The following is a 13958-nucleotide window of genomic DNA, read 5'->3' on the forward strand; positions in this document are numbered from 1 at the left end:
GGACAAAGCCCAATGTCGATGCCGAGCGCCGTCCTGAACCGTCGCTCCCCTCTCCCGCCTCACTGCGTTCGGCCCCCTCCCCCGCAGAGGGGGGAGGGAAACGCGCGGGCTTCATCCGTGATGTGGGACCATCGCAGGCGCAGGGAGAGGAGGGGCGCCACGCCGGAATCCCCCGATCCGCGGGCCCGCACCGAAGGAGGAGCGGGGCCGATCAGACCGCCTGGACCTCGCGCACCTCCGGCAGGAAGTGGCGGAACAGGTTCTGCACGCCGTGGCGGAGGGTGGCGGTGGAGGATGGGCAGCCCGAGCAGGCGCCCTTCATCTCCAGGTAGACCACGCCCTCCTTGTAGCCCCGGAAGGTGATGTCGCCGCCGTCGCCCGCCACCGCGGGGCGCACCCGGGTCTCGAGCAGGTCCTTGATCGTCACCACGGTGTCGTGGTCGGCCGCGTCGTAGAACTCCTCGGCCGCGTCCGCCTCCGCGTGGCTGCCCTCCTCGATCACGGGGGCGCCGGACTGGAAGTGCTCCATGATCGCGCCGAGCACGGCGGGCTTCACCTGGGGCCACTCGTTGCCGTCCTCGGCCTTGGTGACCGAGATGAAGTCGTGCCCGAAATACACGCCCGAGACACCCGGCACGTCGAACAGCCGGGCGGCGAGCGGCGAGCGCGCCGCGGATTCGGCGTCCTTCGCCTCGAAGGTCGATTCGGGGAGCACCACCCGGCCGGGCAGGAACTTCAGGGTGGCGGGATTCGGGGTCGCTTCGGTCTGGATGAACATCGGGGATTCCTCGTCCGCTGCGCCGGTTCAAGGCCGGCCGGGAGCGGCGCTCGCGCGCCCGCCTTCCATGTGGACCGCCGGGCGGGATTTCTCAACCGCAGCCCGGGCGCCCGGGGCGCGGGCGCCGCAGCGCGCACCGGGCGCGACCATCGACAAAGGCGTCACGATCCTGTAATGGCGCGGCCAACTCACAACAGGATCGCCGAAATCCTGGCGTACCGATCCCATCCGGGGAACGGGGCGCAACGGCTGGAGCATTGCCATGAACATCATCGAGCAGCTGGAGCGCGAGGAAGTCGCGCGCCTTGCCAAGACCATCCCGGATTTCGAGCCGGGCGACACCGTGATCGTCAACGTCCGCGTCAAGGAAGGCGAGCGCACCCGCGTCCAGGCCTACGAGGGCGTCTGCATCGCCCGCTCGGGCGGCGGCCTCAACGAGAGCTTCACGGTCCGCAAGATCTCCTACGGCGAGGGCGTCGAGCGCGTCTTCCCGGTGCACTCCCCGATGATCGACTCGATCAAGGTCGCCCGCCGCGGCAAGGTCCGCCGCGCCAAGCTCTACTACCTGCGCGACCGCCGCGGTAAGTCGGCCCGCATCGTCGAGCGCGTCGATCGGAACAAGGCGCCGAAGGCCGCCAAGGCCGCGCCCGCCGCGGAATAAGGACCGCGCCCGCCTCCCTCGGGCGGCGCGAGGCCGACGCGAAAAGCCCGTCCCGGACCGCCGGGGCGGGCTTTGCCGTTCGGGGGCCCTCTCGGCCCGCGCTGAATGCGGGGGCGCAGTTCGAGGGGGCCTCGCCCGGCAGACGCTCGACCGGTCCACGCCGTAGAGCCCGACTTGGGATCCGGTCGCCCGCGGCCGGCGCGGTCAGGTTCAGGATCCTCCGCAGCCGGACCGCGTTCGCGCGGGCGATGGCGGGACCGGGGCGCGGAGCCCTGCGCCGGGCGGGCTCCGCCGGTCCGGCCATCGCGGCCCGCTGTCCCGGTGACGGGCGGAGGGCGCCTTCGCGCGTGGGGCGGACGTCCGGAGCGGGAGCGGGTGGCGCCGGGCCCCGACGGCCGGCCCCGTGCGCGGGCGCACCCGACCCGCGGCCGGGAGGGCTTTTCGGCACGGAAACAGGGATTAAAAGTATTCCCGGCTATTACCGATCGTTTTTAGGAGATGAAAGCATATTTCATCGCGCCTTCGTGCGTTTGATCACATCAAAGCGCAGGAATGGGGCCTATATCCGTCTCATCGACACACCGGACGGGCCGTACCACAGGGCCCGCTTCCTCCGAGGAGACTCAAGATCATCATGAAGACCCGTATCGCCGCCGCGGCCGCCCTCCTGCTCGCCGCCGCCCCGCTCTCGTCGGCACTGGCCTTCGAGAGCCGCGGCCTCGACAGCCGCTGGACCGGCTACGACCCCTACGCGGTCGAGACCACCGGCTCGCTCGGCCTCGGCGTCCACGATGCGCCCTTCTACGAGGCCTGCCCGATGAGCTCGGCGGCCGAGGGCAACGCCAACCAGCAGACCCGGCCGGTCAAGCAGTACGGCCAGACCTCCGGCGGAAACCGCTGCTGATCCGGCGCTCCGAGGCGCGGCGCGCGGGCGCTCAGCCCACGCTCGCCGTCACCGCGATCTCGACCTTCATCTCGGGGCGCAACAGCCCGGCCACGATCACCAGGGTCGCGGCCGGGCGGATCTCGGCGAGCACCCGGCCGCAGACCCGCAAGACCGGCTCGGCATGGTCGGCATGGGTGACGTAGTAGGTGGCGCGCAGGCAGCGCTCCAGGCCGGAGCCCGCCTCCGCGAGCACCGCACGAATCGTGTCCCAGCAGGCCTCGGCCTGGGCGTCGGCCGCCTCCGGCATCGTCATCGCGGCATAGTCGTAGCCGGTGGTGCCCGAGACGTGGACGAGGCCGCCCTCCACGACGGCACGGGAATAGCCGTAGGCCGCCTCGAAGGGGGAGCCCGAGGAGATCAGGCGTCGGTCCATCCCGTCGTCACCCGCGCCGGAGCGCCTCCAGCACCTTCCCGCCGGGGCGGCCGGTCGCGGGCATGCCGAGGCCGCGCTCGATCTCCTTGATCGCGTCGCGGGTCTTCTGGCCGACCTTGCCGTCCGGCTCGCCGACGTCGTAGCCGCGGTTCGTCAGCCGCACCTGAAGGTCGCGGCGCTCGGCGCGCGACAGCGGCGGATCGTCGGTCGGCCATTCGGCCTGGACGCCGGCCCGGCCGCGCAGCCGGTCCGAGAGCACCGCGATGGCGAGGCCGTAGGATTCGGCGGCGTTGTAGGAGTAGATCGCGTCGAAGTTCGGCGTGACCAGGAAGGCCGGCCCGTCGATCCCGGCGGGCGCGATGATGCCGGCCGCGCCCTCGCCCGAGAGCGGGCGCCCGTCGACCCGCGTCACCCCCAGCGAGGCCCAGTGCGCGATCGCGCGCTTGTTGCGCCGGCCGGCCGCGCCGACGTTGAAGCCGCGCGGGAGCTTGACCTCGTAGCCCCAGGGATGCCCGTTCGACCACTTGGCGACGCGCAGGAAGTTGGCCGTCGAGCCCACCGCGTCGGCCACCGAATCGACGACGTCGCGGCGCCCGTCGCCGTCGAGGTCGACGGCGAGGCGCTGGTAGGTGGTGGGCATGAACTGGGTCTGCCCGAAGGCGCCGGCCCAGGAGCCGGTGAGGCGCTCGGGGGCGATGTCGCCCCGGTCGATGATCTTGAGGGTGGCGATCAGTTCGCCCCGGAAGAAGTCGCGCCGCCGGTTGCCCGAGCAGGCGAGGGTGGCGAGCGACTGCACCAGCGGCATCTTGCCGAGATTCTTGCCGAAATTCGACTCGACGCCCCAGACCGCCGCGATGGTGTAGCGGTCGACCCCGTAGCGCGCCTCGGCCCGGGCCAGGGCGTCGGCGTGCTGGCGCATGGCCGCGCGCCCGTCCTCGACGCGCTCGTCGTCGACGAGCGCCGCCATGTAGTCCCAGATCGGCGTCTTGAACTCGGGCTGGGCCTGGGAGAGCTCGATCACCTTGTCGTCGTAGGCGATCCCGGCCGTCGCGGCCCGGAAGGCCTGGGCCGAGACGCCCTGCGCCGCCGCCTGGGCCTGGATGCCGGCGAGGCACGAATCGAAATCCGCGCGCGCGGCGACGGGGAGGGCGGCCAGCACGGCCGCGGCGAGGAGGATCGGGCGTTGCATCGGGCGTGGCCTCTGGCGTGGGCGGGGATCGGCGCTCGTCCGGCGAATGGGCCTCGGATCTCAGAGATGAGTGGTTAACGCGGGCATAATGTGGGCATGGGCAGCCGGGTCCGCACCCCGCCAGCCACCCAGGGCGGTCCGAATATCTTTCAGGTTGCGTCGCCGCCCGTTGGGAAGAATAATTCGCCCTCGGAAGCGATTCGGGAGCGGCTCATGTTCGGTTCGTCAGTTCTCGACGTGGCGATCGGCGTCGCTCTGCTGTTTCTGCTCACAAGCCTGATCTGCTCTGCCTTGCGCGAGGCGATCGAGACTGTGCTCAAATCGCGCGCGATGGATCTCGAGCGCGGCATCCGTCAGATCCTGCAGGACGAGACCGGAACGGAGCTCGCAAAGAAGCTTTACGATCACCCCTTCGTCTACGCGCTCTACGCCGGAACCTACGATCCCGGCAAGCTCAGGCCGTGCGGGCTGCTTCCGGGTGCCGCGGGCACGACCGTGATGCCCTGGCGAGCGCGCGGAAACCTTCCGACCTACATCCCCTCCCGAACCTTCTCCGCAGCCCTGCTGGACCTGATGCGCGGCATGGCCGACCCGGGCGCGCCCCTCACCCTCGCGGCCCTGCGCCAGGGCGCGAGCCAGATCGCGAACGAGCCCTGCCGCATCGCGGTCCTGGCGGCCCTCGATGACGCGGGGACCGACCTCGACGCGGCGCGGCGGAACCTCGAGGCGTGGTACGACGCGGCGATGGACCGGGTGTCGGGCTGGTACAAGCGGCGCACGCAGATGATCCTGCTCGGCATCGGCCTCGCCGCCGCGATCCTGTTCAACCTGGACGCGGTCACCGTCGCCCGGCACCTCGCCACGGACAAGGCCTACCGCGATGCGGTGGTCGCCCGCGCCGCCGCCATGCCGAATCCCGGCACGCCTCCGAGCGCGGGCGGCACGGGCGATGTCCCGCAGACCCCTGGCCCGCAGGGCGACCTCAAGGCGGCGCTCGACCGGGCGGCCGCGTTGCACGCGGAGCTGGACGGGGCGGGCGTCGCCCTCGGCTGGCCGCCGCCGCAATGCGCCGCCTGGACCAAGGGCGGGTCCTGCACCGTCTGGGAGGCGGGCCAGATGGCCTTCGGCTGGCTCGTCACGGCGCTCGCCGTCAGCCTCGGCGCCCCGTTCTGGTTCGATCTCCTGAACAAGTTCATGGTCGTGCGCTCGACCGTGAAGCCGGCCGAGAAGAGCGGGGAAGAGGCCTCGAAGGACAGTTGATCGCACGGCGGCGGACGGCGGGGCAGCCGTCCCGCCCCGGGCGGCCCCGTCAGGCCCAGCCGCGCTCGGCGAGCTTGGCCTCGTAGGCGTCGATCGCGGGGGCGCGCTGCAGCGTCAGACCGATCTCGTCGAGGCCGTTGAGCAGGCTGTGCTTGCGCGCCGGCTCGATGTCGAAATGCAGGGTGCCGCCGTCGGGGCCGCGGATGGTCTGGGCCTCGAGGTCGATCGAGAGCGTCGCGTTGGCGCCGCGCTCGGCGTCCTCGAACAGCTTCTCCAGGTCCTCGGGGGAGACCACGATCGCCAGGAGGCCGTTCTTGGCGCAGTTGTTGAAGAAGATGTCCGCGAAGCTCGTGGAGATCACGCAGCGGATGCCGAAATCGGTCAGCGCCCAGGGCGCGTGCTCGCGCGAGGAGCCGCAGCCGAAATTGTCGCCGACCACGAGGACCTTGGCGTTGCGATAGGCCGGCTGGTTCAGCACGAAGTCCGGGTTCTCGGCGCCGTCGTCGGTGTAGCGCATCTCGGCGAACAGGCCCTTGCCGAGGCCGGTGCGCTTGATCGTCTTCAGGTACTGCTTCGGGATGATGCGGTCGGTGTCGATGTTGATGATCCGCATGGGCGCCGCGACGCCCTCCAGGGTGGTGAATTTGTCCATGACGTCGCGCACTCGTGCCGGGCGGGAGGCCGGCGACGCGCGTCCCGGCCCTCGATGGCCGGGATATAGCAGCGGGCGCGCGGCCCCGGAAGGACGTCAGGCCGGGCCGGCATGCTCCCGGCGCAGGAGCCCGTCGTGGATCGCGCTCGCCACCAGGGCACCGGCCGCGCCGGCCCGGCGCAGAGCCGCGAGATCCTCGGGGCCGCGCACGCCGCCGGCGGCGTGGATCCGGGCGGCGGGGACGCGGGCGCGCAGCGCCGCGATCCCGTCGAGGTCCGGCCCGGTGCCGGCCCCGACGCGGGCGAGCGTCATGGCGATCACCTCCGGGGGCCACAGCTCGGGCCGGGCGTGCAGCCCCGCCGGATCGAGCGCCTCCGCGCCGCGACTGTCCAGGGAGAGCACCGCGCGGGGGCCCAGCGCCGTCAGCAACGCGGCATCCCGCTGGCTCTCGCTGCCGATCACCGGGCGCCCCAGCCCGGCCGCCAGGAAGGCCTCGGCGCCCGCGATCTCGGCGAAGCCGGCATCGACCCAGAGCGCGGTCCCCGGGCAGGCGCGGGCGATCGCGGCGAGCGCCGCGCGGTCGGGGGCGCTGCCGTCGATGATCGCGTCGAGGTCGGCGACGTAGAGGATCGGTGCCGGGAAGGCGGCGAGGAGGCCGGCCGCGACCGCGCCGGGCTCCCAGCCCTTTGCCAAGGGCGTGACGATCGGGGCATAGGAGTCGCGCTCGCCCCGCCGCGCCCGCACCACCCGGCCGCCGCGCAGGTCGAGCACCGGGATCACCGCGAAGCCCACCGCATCAACCATCGTCAACCATCGAGAGACCCGTGCCCGCAGAGCCGCCAAACCGCACGACGATCGGGTGGGACCTCGGGGGGGTCCACGTCAAGGCGGCGCGCATCGTGGAGGGCCGCGTGCGCGACGTGGTGCAGGCGGCCTGCCCGCTCTGGCGCGGCCTGCCGGCGCTGGACAAGACCCTGGCCGAGCTGCCCGACTGGACGCGGGACGAGGCCGAGCACGCCGTCACCATGACGGGCGAGCTGACCGACTGCTTCGCCGACCGGGCCGACGGCGTGGCGCGGCTCTCGGGCTGGGCGGCGCAGACCCTGCCCGGCCGGGTGCGGATCTACGCCGGGCGCTCCGGCTTCCGGGAGCCCGGCGCGGCCGAGCCCGCCGACGTGGCCTCGGCGAACTGGCACGCCACCGCGGCGCTCCTCGGGCGGGAGATCCCGCACGCGCTCCTCGTCGATATCGGCTCGACCACCGCCGACCTGATCCCGATCGTCGCGGGCCGCCCGGCGGCGGCGGGCTACAGCGACGCCGAGCGCCTGGAGACGGGGGAGCTGGTCTACACGGGCGTGGTGCGGACGCCGCTCCTCGCGCTCGCCGACCACGCGCCCTTCGCCGGGCGGCGCACCCGGCTGATGGCCGAGACCTTCGCCAACGCCGCCGACGCCTACCGCCTCACCGGCGATCTGCCGGAGGGCGCCGATCAGCAGCACAGCCCCGACCTCAAGGGCAAGTCGATCCCCGAGACCGAGATCCGCCTCGCCCGGATGATCGGGCGCGACCGTCAGGAGGGCACCGCGCAGGACTGGGCGGCGCTGGCCCGCCACTTCGCCGAGGCGCAGTTGCGCCTGCTGCACGACGCGGCGGCCGTGCTGCTGTCGCGGCCCGACCTCGCCGGGGCGCCGGTCGTCGCCTGCGGGGCGGGGAGCTTCGTGGCCGAGCGCCTCGCCGCGCGCCTGGGCCGGCCGGCCCGCGCCTTCGCCGACGTGATCGCGCGCCATCTCGACGGGCGCCCCGACTGGGCCTCCACCTGCGGCCCCGCCGTGGCGGTGGGGCTCCTCGCCGCCACGGCGGGTCTTGCCGCCACGACGGATCTTGCCGCCGCCAACCCGTGAAGGACCCCCGATGACCGCCGTGAAGATCCTGGCCCGCATCCTCGCCACCCGCGTCGGCCCGCATATCGAGCTCGCCGTCGCCGCCGAGACCGGCGAGGTGATGAAGGTGCTGGCCACCCCCGACCAGATCGACATGCTGGTGGACGAACTGGAGGATCTCCTGAACTCGCCGGCCGGCCCGGGCGAGGACGGGCCGCCCGAGGCGGCGTGAGGGGGCCGAGAGGATCTCGGCAGCGGATCTCCATCGGGGGGTCTCTTCCAACCCGCGACCTCATCCTGAGGTGCGAGCCTTGCGAGCCTCGAAGGAGGGTTCCAGGGCCCACGGAGACGTCTGGAGCCCTCCTTCGAGGCTGCTGCGCAGCACCTCAGGATGAGGTCGTGAGGTGGATAGACTTCGGAACAGTCCGAAAGGGCTCCGAGATGTCGGCGTCGCTCCGAGGCGCCCTTGATGACGAATACCCCTCGACCACGATCCTGAGAGATCGGGGTGGCGTCGTTCGAGAGGATGCCCTCACATCCCATCGACCGGCGCGCGCCTCACCGCAGGAAATCCCCGAACGCCCGCGGCCCGTCCCCGGTCTTGATCGCCCGCACCACCGTCAGGGTGTCCGTGTCGATGACGCTCAGCGTGTTCGAGCCCCAGTTGGCGACGTAGACGTGGCGGCCGGCGGCGTCCGCGGCGATGCCCTCGGGGTGGTCGCCGACGTCGATCGTCCTGACGGGGGCGAGGGTGGCGAGGTCGAACACCGTCACGGTGTTGGAATCCTGGTCGGTGACGAAGCCGCGTCCGCCGGCGAGCGCCACCACGTAGGGGCGCTGCCCGGTCTTCACCCGGCCGATCTCGCGACCCTGCGCCACGTCGATCACCGAGACGTCGTCGCCCGTCACGTTGGCCGTGTAGGCGCGGTTGGTCGCCGGATCGAGGGCGATGCCGAAGGGGTGGTGACCGACGGGAACGACCGCCCGCTCGCGGCGGCTCGCGGCGTCCACGATCGAGACCGAGTTCGCCTCGCGGTTGGCGACGACGAGCGTGGCCCCGTCCGGACTCACGGCGATGCCGGACGGCGAGGCGCCGACCGCGATCTCCCCGTCGGGCACGAGGGTGCCGTCCTTGGGCAGCAGCACGAGGAGGCGCCGGCCGTACCAGTCGGCCACGTAGACGGCGCCGCTGCGCGGGTTCACCGCGATGCCGAGCGGGCCTCCGGGGAGCGGCACGGTGCCGGTGACGCGGCGGGCGTCGAGGTCGAGGATCGCGAGGCCGTGCCCCTCGGGGCGGGTGACGTAGGCATGCGCCCGGTCGGGGGCGAGCGCGATCCCGGCCGGCGACCCGTCGACGGGGATCGTGCGCACCACCGTGCCGGCGGCGAGGTCGATCACGTCGAGGGCGTTGTCGACCTGCGTAGTGACGTAGGCCTCTGCCGGCCGGGCCGCCGGCTCGGCCCCGGCCGGGCCGAGCAGGCCGGCCAGGCCGAGACAGGCGAGCGCGCCGCAGAGCGGGGCGAGGCCGGCGGGACGCCGGCCTCCGGTCATCGGGCTCACGAGCCCTTCTCGACCTTCGCCTTCAGGGCGTCGAGGCCGGTGCGGTAGAGCCCGCTCACCGCCTTCTTGGAGGCCTCGTCGTTGAGCTCGGGCGGCGGATCGTTGTTCATGTAGCCGCGGTAGAAGGCGCCGCGCCACGTGACTTTGGTCTTGTCGCCCTCGGGCTCGAGTTCCAGCCAGGACGAGTAGTCGTTGACCGGCAGCGTCTTCACGTCGACCTTGTCGATCCGGTACATGTACATCTTCTTGTCGGCATCGTACTTGCCGAGCTCCTCGACGACCTGGGCGCCGCCCTTGAGCGTCAGGGTCCGGGTCGCCTTCGGGGCGTTGCCGCCGGTGCCCTCGGTCTTCTCGACGGGGGGCAGCCAGCTCATGTCCTGGAAATTGCCCATCACCGACCAGACCTTGTCGGCCGGGGCGTTGATCTCGACCGTCTCGGAGACCTTCTGGCGGGTCGGCCCGTGGGCCTGGGCCGTGAACGACACCGTGGCGAGCGCCGCCACGGCCGCGAGCCTCATGAACTTCATGAACGTCTCTCCTTAGCGCGCCGTCTCGGGTGCGGCGCCGGGGTTTGCGAGGATGCGGTCGTCGCGGCCCAGTGCCTGCGCGACCTTGTCCTCGATCCAGTCCCAGGCCTCGCGCTCGCGGGGCCCGGCCGTCTTGGATATGGCGATGGCGAGGTATTGCATCTCCGCCAGGATCTTCTCGGGGGGCAGCATGTGCAGGCGCGTCGACAGGATCGCCGCCTCCAGCACCGCCCCTTGCGCCCGGTTGTAGCCGATGAAGGGCGCGTGCGCCGCCCGATGCACGAGGCGGCCGTGGTAGCGCGGGCGCGTCGCGTCGTCCTCGATCCGGGCCACCTCGAACTCGGCATGGCCGAAGCTGTCGGCCAGCCGCCGGCCCGCGATGACGTCGCAGGCGACCACCGGCCAGTCGCGCCGCCCGGTGACGGCGCCCGCGATCACCCGGACGTCGCGCGGGCTCGAGGCGGCGAAGACCGGGTTCGCCTCGAGGTTCAGGATCGTCGGCGAGGGCCGGAACGGCGCCAGCACGTAGCCGTCCCCCTCCTGGATCAGCCCGAAGGGTACGAGGTGTAGGCTGCCGTCGGCGCCTTGCGTGGTCACGATGGTCTCGAGGATCAGCGGCACTCAGGCCTCCGTCACCAGCTTGCCGCAGACGAGGCGCGTCCGCGGGCCGGCCTCGGCGGGGGCGAGCCCGGCGGCCGCGCTTCCGGCCTCCTCCACGGTCTCGGGCGGGGCGGCGTCGGCCTCGGGCGGGGCGAGGCGGGCGTCGCGGGTGCCCGGCGGCGGCGCGTCGGGGCCGGAATGCTTCGTGTGCCCGGCCTTCTTGAAGGCGGTCGTGTCCTCGGCCTCGGCGTCCGCGGCGACGCCCCAGTCGAGGGGCTCGTCCTGCACGTAGCGCTTGCCGAGCCGCCACGCGGTCTCGGCCTTGGCGAGCTCCGCCCCGAGATAGAAGGCGTGGGCGCCGTCGCTCGCGACGTCGAGGTCGGGGAAGAAGGCCATCGCGTCGGTGCCGACCCTGTGGATGTCGCGGTTGTAGACGTGGATGCCGTCCTCGGCGACGGCGATGCGGTAATTGGGGTCGCGCACCGCGGCGGCCAGCGCCGCGATCTCGTCGGGGGTCTGCACGTAGGGCCGCTTGTCGTGCAGCGCCAGGAGCGCCCGGCCGTAGCCCTTGGGCAGCGCCGCGTCGACTTTCGCCGCGTACATCACCCGGCGGGCGGCGTCGTGCTCCTCCACGGTGCGCCGGGTGTGGTTGGAGACCTGCACGATCAGCACGTTGCGGATGGCGAGCTCCGAGCACATGCCCGCGAGGAGCGCCGTGACGCCGAGGCTGTCGGCCTCGGTCAGCTCGGTGAGGTTGCCGGTGCCCATCATCATCTCGGCCCCGGGCCAGCGCGCGCGCAGGTCGCGGTAGCGGGCGATCGATTCCACGAAGCCGAAATGGATCGGCTCGAGGATCGGGTCGGCGAGGTAGGGCCGGCCGGCCCGCTCCATCCGCTCGATCGCCCGGTCGAGGGAGGCGGGATCGTCCGGCCGCATCGGCACGAGGACCGGGACCGCGTCGGTCTCGAAGGCGAGGTCGAGGGTCTCCTCGTTGAGGCTGAGCAGGAAGTCGGCCCCGGCCCGCGCCCCGCGGGTCAGCTCGTCGAGGGAGAAGGAATCGACGCTGACCCGCAGGCCCGCCGCCTTCATCAGCCGCACGCTCGCCTCGAGATGCGGGAAGGCGGTGTCGGGCAGGCCGCCGAGATCGATCACGTCGGCGCCGCGGCGGGCGAGGTCGAGGCCCTTGGCCAGGATCGCCTCAGGCGCCATCTTCGAGGCGTCGACGATCTCGGCGAAGATGCGCAGGTCGTGGCGCGAGAGGTCGAGCGTGCGTCCGGCCAGCCCGAGCCAGGCGGGCAGATCGACGATCTCGTCGGGTCCGCGCTCGACGGGCAGCCCGAAATGCCGCGCCAGCGCCTCCGGGTCCGCCCGGCAGCGCCCGGGCAGCACGATCCGGGTGGCGCCCTCTGGGATCCGCACCCGCCGCCGGATGATCTCCTCGGTCATCAGCGCGGCGACCTTCACGCCGGAATCGGCGATGCTCCAGGCGAAGCGCTCCGGCGGCAGTCCGGCCGCGACCTTCTCCAGCCGGGGACGCGCCAGCTTGCCGGTGACGAAGACGATGTGCTCGGGGCTCACGCGGCGATCCGCCGGCCGCCGCCGGGGCCCTCGATGCGGATGGGGCCGGGAAAACACGCGGCGAAGGCCGGGAAGGCCCGGTCGACGAGGCCGGTCCGGGCCCAGTCGGCCGGCCCGCTCCCGGCGGGCGCGGCGGCGGATTTCACCAGACGGCAGGCGGCGGCGCCGGTCTCGCGCGCGAGCCAGAGGGCGAGGCTGTCGGAACTGACGTCCCAGCTCTCGGGAATGTCGGGATGGCCGGCCCGCAGCGCCGCCGGATCCCAGATCCGGGCCTCCGCCCCGAACGGCGCGCCGAGCGGGTCCGCCGTCACCGGGAGCCGCGGCTCCAGGGCGCGGAACACCTCGGCCATCCGGCCCATCGCGTCGAGGGCGAGGCGGTGGGCGAGGGCGTCGTCGAAGCCGAGGGCGGCCTGGGCGATGCGGACCGCCTCGGCGAAGGGGCCGCCGCCCGGCACGATCAGGCAGGGCCCATCCGCTCCCGCCGCGAGGTCCGCCAGGCGGGCGCGCAGGCGCTGCGGATCGCCGAGCAGGCTGCCGCCGAGCTTGACCACGGTGAGCCCGCTCACGCCGCCTCTCCGCGCAGGCCGCCGGGGCCGCAGAGCGCGGCGAAGGCCTCGGCGAGGCGGGCGGGATCGAGGCCGAGGCGGCGGTCGCCCGCGCGGCAGAGCCCGCCGCGGAAACCGAGATAGCCCGGGCGATGGGCACCGAGCGGGGCGATGTCGGCGACGCCGAGCGACCCGGCCAGCCCCGAGAGCAGGCCGTGCGCCCGGCAGGCCGCGGTGAAGCCCGCGAGCGTCGCGGGATCGAGATGGTCGGTCAGGCGGCGCCCGTCCTTGCCCGCCGTATCGATCATCGCACCGGAGAAGCCCGCGGCCGCGAGCGCCGGAACCTCAGCGGGGCCGGGAGCGTCCTCGGCGAACAGCACGGCGATCAGCCGCCCGGGCGCCGCGGCGGCAGCCTCGGCGAGAATCGCCTCCGGGCACCCGGGCCGGACCGCGACCTTGACGTAGTCGACCCCGGTCGCGGCCATCGCCCGCACCGCGGCGACGAGGGTGAGCGGATCGGGCTCGCCCGCGACCGCGCTCGTGAGAGGATGGCCGGCGGCCCGGGCCGCGACGGCCCGCACCGTGCGGACGATGCCCCGCACGGTCTCGACCGGCAGCGCCCCGAGGGCGCCCCACTCGGGATCCTTGGCGTCGATCAGGGCGAAGCCCGCGCCGAGCGCGAGCGTCGCCTCGGCCGCGTCGCGGACGCTGACGAGGAGGCGGAGCGGGGGGGCATCGGTCTCGGTCAGGACGGGGGTCACGAAGGCTTGGCGCTCACAGGGCGGTCCGCGCAAGGCGATCCTTGCGGGGACGGTCACGGATCCGTCGGCGTCACGATTTCCCCGGCAGGGGCTCGGCGAGCAGGCGGTTCTTCACCACGGAGCGCATGGCGTGCGCCCAGGTGTCGTCGGTATCGGCCCGGATCACCACCTGCCCGCCCCGCACCACCTTGCCGGTCGCGGCCTCGGCGATGCTGACGTTCAGGATGAAGATCTGGCCCGATCCCTTCTCCACATAACCCGTCACCGCGAAGTCCGCACCCAGCGTCTTGGCGATGGGCGCCGCGCAGCCGTCGCACTTGTACAGGGGCGCCTGCTTGGCGATCTCGGCCGCCTGCGGCGCGGTGTCGACGGGCTCCAGCCCGCCCTGCTTCGTCAGGGCGTTGCGCAGCTCGTCGGTGACGAGGGCGAGCTTGCGGGTCTCGTCGGGCCGGGGCTTGCGCCCGCCGATCGCGGCGGGATCGAACAGCTCGACGGGAAAGATCGCGGCCTTGCCGGACGCCGCGGGCTGCTCCGCCGCGACCGCGGCTTGGCCGCCGGCGAGCGCCAGCGATCCGGCGAGGACGAGTGCGGACAGGGCGCGTCGCGCGGACATGGCGTGTCTCCCGGCAGGACGGCCGCGCACGCGAC

17 protein-coding genes are annotated in these 13958 nt (G+C 73.1%); 5 read left to right on the forward strand and 12 right to left on the reverse strand.

Annotated elements, in window-relative coordinates; translation table 11 throughout:
• Positions 1-211: 211 nt before the first annotated feature.
• Positions 212-778 (reverse strand): NifU family protein, encoded by a 567-nt coding sequence (locus ACS5RC_RS14175; protein ID WP_478344514.1) that lies wholly within the window; start codon positions 776-778, stop codon positions 212-214.
• A gap of 262 nt (positions 779-1040) precedes the next feature.
• Between ACS5RC_RS14175 and rplS the strand changes: the two genes are divergently transcribed.
• Complete coding sequence (rplS, locus tag ACS5RC_RS14180; RefSeq protein WP_478344515.1) at positions 1041-1439, forward strand: 50S ribosomal protein L19; 399 nt, start codon at positions 1041-1043, stop codon at positions 1437-1439.
• A 634-nt stretch (positions 1440-2073) separates the two neighbouring features.
• Complete coding sequence (locus tag ACS5RC_RS14185) at positions 2074-2343, forward strand: hypothetical protein (RefSeq protein WP_478344516.1); 270 nt, start codon at positions 2074-2076, stop codon at positions 2341-2343.
• Between the two features lie 31 nt (positions 2344-2374).
• Here the strand turns inward: ACS5RC_RS14185 and ACS5RC_RS14190 are convergent, their stop codons facing one another.
• Positions 2375-2758 carry a RidA family protein gene (locus ACS5RC_RS14190; RefSeq protein WP_478344517.1) on the reverse strand — a complete coding sequence of 128 codons (384 nt, stop codon included), beginning with the start codon at positions 2756-2758 and terminating at the stop codon, positions 2375-2377.
• A 7-nt stretch (positions 2759-2765) separates the two neighbouring features.
• Complete coding sequence (locus ACS5RC_RS14195; protein ID WP_478344518.1) at positions 2766-3947, reverse strand: lytic murein transglycosylase; 1182 nt, start codon at positions 3945-3947, stop codon at positions 2766-2768.
• A 213-nt stretch (positions 3948-4160) separates the two neighbouring features.
• Between ACS5RC_RS14195 and ACS5RC_RS14200 the strand changes: the two genes are divergently transcribed.
• Complete coding sequence (locus tag ACS5RC_RS14200) at positions 4161-5207, forward strand: hypothetical protein (RefSeq protein ID WP_478344519.1); 1047 nt, start codon at positions 4161-4163, stop codon at positions 5205-5207.
• Positions 5208-5256: 49 nt separating this feature from the next.
• Here the strand turns inward: ACS5RC_RS14200 and leuD are convergent, their stop codons facing one another.
• Positions 5257-5859 carry a 3-isopropylmalate dehydratase small subunit gene (gene leuD / locus ACS5RC_RS14205; protein WP_478344520.1) on the reverse strand — a complete coding sequence of 201 codons (603 nt, stop codon included), beginning with the start codon at positions 5857-5859 and terminating at the stop codon, positions 5257-5259.
• 96 nt (positions 5860-5955) lie between these two features.
• Positions 5956-6663 carry a HisA/HisF-related TIM barrel protein gene (locus ACS5RC_RS14210; RefSeq protein WP_478344521.1) on the reverse strand — a complete coding sequence of 236 codons (708 nt, stop codon included), beginning with the start codon at positions 6661-6663 and terminating at the stop codon, positions 5956-5958.
• A gap of 20 nt (positions 6664-6683) precedes the next feature.
• Here ACS5RC_RS14210 and ACS5RC_RS14215 point away from each other — a divergent pair, with 20 nt between their 5' ends.
• Positions 6684-7760: a hydantoinase/oxoprolinase family protein gene (locus tag ACS5RC_RS14215; RefSeq protein WP_478344522.1), complete on the forward strand. Its 1077-nt coding sequence runs from the start codon at positions 6684-6686 to the stop codon at positions 7758-7760.
• Between the two features lie 10 nt (positions 7761-7770).
• A complete protein-coding gene (locus ACS5RC_RS14220) occupies positions 7771-7971 on the forward strand; it encodes a hypothetical protein (protein ID WP_478344523.1) in 201 nt (66 codons plus the stop codon).
• A 326-nt stretch (positions 7972-8297) separates the two neighbouring features.
• On the opposite strand, the gene ACS5RC_RS14225 is transcribed toward ACS5RC_RS14220, so the two are convergent.
• The 7 genes from ACS5RC_RS14225 to ACS5RC_RS14255 all read right to left on the reverse strand — a co-directional run bounded on the left by ACS5RC_RS14225 (position 8298) and on the right by ACS5RC_RS14255 (position 13923).
• Complete coding sequence (locus ACS5RC_RS14225) at positions 8298-9290, reverse strand: YncE family protein (protein WP_478344745.1); 993 nt, start codon at positions 9288-9290, stop codon at positions 8298-8300.
• Positions 9291-9295: 5 nt separating this feature from the next.
• A complete protein-coding gene (locus ACS5RC_RS14230) occupies positions 9296-9826 on the reverse strand; it encodes an SRPBCC family protein (RefSeq protein WP_478344524.1) in 531 nt (176 codons plus the stop codon).
• A 12-nt stretch (positions 9827-9838) separates the two neighbouring features.
• Entirely contained in the window at positions 9839-10447 is a 609-nt protein-coding gene (locus ACS5RC_RS14235) for a DUF447 domain-containing protein (protein ID WP_478344525.1), read from the reverse strand.
• On the reverse strand, positions 10448-12004 hold the full coding sequence (locus tag ACS5RC_RS14240; RefSeq protein WP_478344526.1) for a DUF6513 domain-containing protein: 1557 nt from the start codon (positions 12002-12004) through the stop codon (positions 10448-10450).
• Positions 12001-12570, reverse strand: coding sequence for an amino acid kinase family protein (locus ACS5RC_RS14245; RefSeq protein WP_478344527.1), 570 nt, complete (start codon positions 12568-12570; stop codon positions 12001-12003). The genes ACS5RC_RS14240 and ACS5RC_RS14245 overlap by 4 nt, the downstream gene beginning before the upstream one ends.
• On the reverse strand, positions 12567-13310 hold the full coding sequence (locus ACS5RC_RS14250; protein ID WP_478344528.1) for a (5-formylfuran-3-yl)methyl phosphate synthase: 744 nt from the start codon (positions 13308-13310) through the stop codon (positions 12567-12569). Before ACS5RC_RS14250 ends, ACS5RC_RS14245 begins: the two co-directional genes overlap by 4 nt.
• 70 nt (positions 13311-13380) lie before the next feature.
• Positions 13381-13923 (reverse strand): DUF3280 domain-containing protein, encoded by a 543-nt coding sequence (locus ACS5RC_RS14255; protein WP_478344529.1) that lies wholly within the window; start codon positions 13921-13923, stop codon positions 13381-13383.
• Positions 13924-13958 lie beyond the last annotated feature (35 nt).

It is taken from the genome of Methylobacterium sp. HJ2 (assembly GCF_056431005.1).

What these genes read in the sequence shown, in the direction of transcription:
- ACS5RC_RS14175 (WP_478344514.1), bottom strand. Translation starts at nt 778, where the DNA reads ATGTTCATCCAGACCGAAGCGACCCCGAATCCCGCCACCCTGAAGTTC.
- ACS5RC_RS14195 (WP_478344518.1), bottom strand. Translation starts at nt 3,947, where the DNA reads ATGCAACGCCCGATCCTCCTCGCCGCGGCCGTGCTGGCCGCCCTCCCC.
- ACS5RC_RS14210 (WP_478344521.1), bottom strand. Translation starts at nt 6,663, where the DNA reads ATGGTTGATGCGGTGGGCTTCGCGGTGATCCCGGTGCTCGACCTGCGC.
- ACS5RC_RS14255 (WP_478344529.1), bottom strand. Translation starts at nt 13,923, where the DNA reads ATGTCCGCGCGACGCGCCCTGTCCGCACTCGTCCTCGCCGGATCGCTG.
- rplS (WP_478344515.1), top strand. Translation starts at nt 1,041, where the DNA reads ATGAACATCATCGAGCAGCTGGAGCGCGAGGAAGTCGCGCGCCTTGCC.
- ACS5RC_RS14190 (WP_478344517.1), bottom strand. Translation starts at nt 2,758, where the DNA reads ATGGACCGACGCCTGATCTCCTCGGGCTCCCCCTTCGAGGCGGCCTAC.
- leuD (WP_478344520.1), bottom strand. Translation starts at nt 5,859, where the DNA reads ATGGACAAATTCACCACCCTGGAGGGCGTCGCGGCGCCCATGCGGATC.
- ACS5RC_RS14220 (WP_478344523.1), top strand. Translation starts at nt 7,771, where the DNA reads ATGACCGCCGTGAAGATCCTGGCCCGCATCCTCGCCACCCGCGTCGGC.
- ACS5RC_RS14230 (WP_478344524.1), bottom strand. Translation starts at nt 9,826, where the DNA reads ATGAAGTTCATGAGGCTCGCGGCCGTGGCGGCGCTCGCCACGGTGTCG.
- ACS5RC_RS14200 (WP_478344519.1), top strand. Translation starts at nt 4,161, where the DNA reads ATGTTCGGTTCGTCAGTTCTCGACGTGGCGATCGGCGTCGCTCTGCTG.
- ACS5RC_RS14225 (WP_478344745.1), bottom strand. Translation starts at nt 9,290, where the DNA reads ATGACCGGAGGCCGGCGTCCCGCCGGCCTCGCCCCGCTCTGCGGCGCG.
- ACS5RC_RS14185 (WP_478344516.1), top strand. Translation starts at nt 2,074, where the DNA reads ATGAAGACCCGTATCGCCGCCGCGGCCGCCCTCCTGCTCGCCGCCGCC.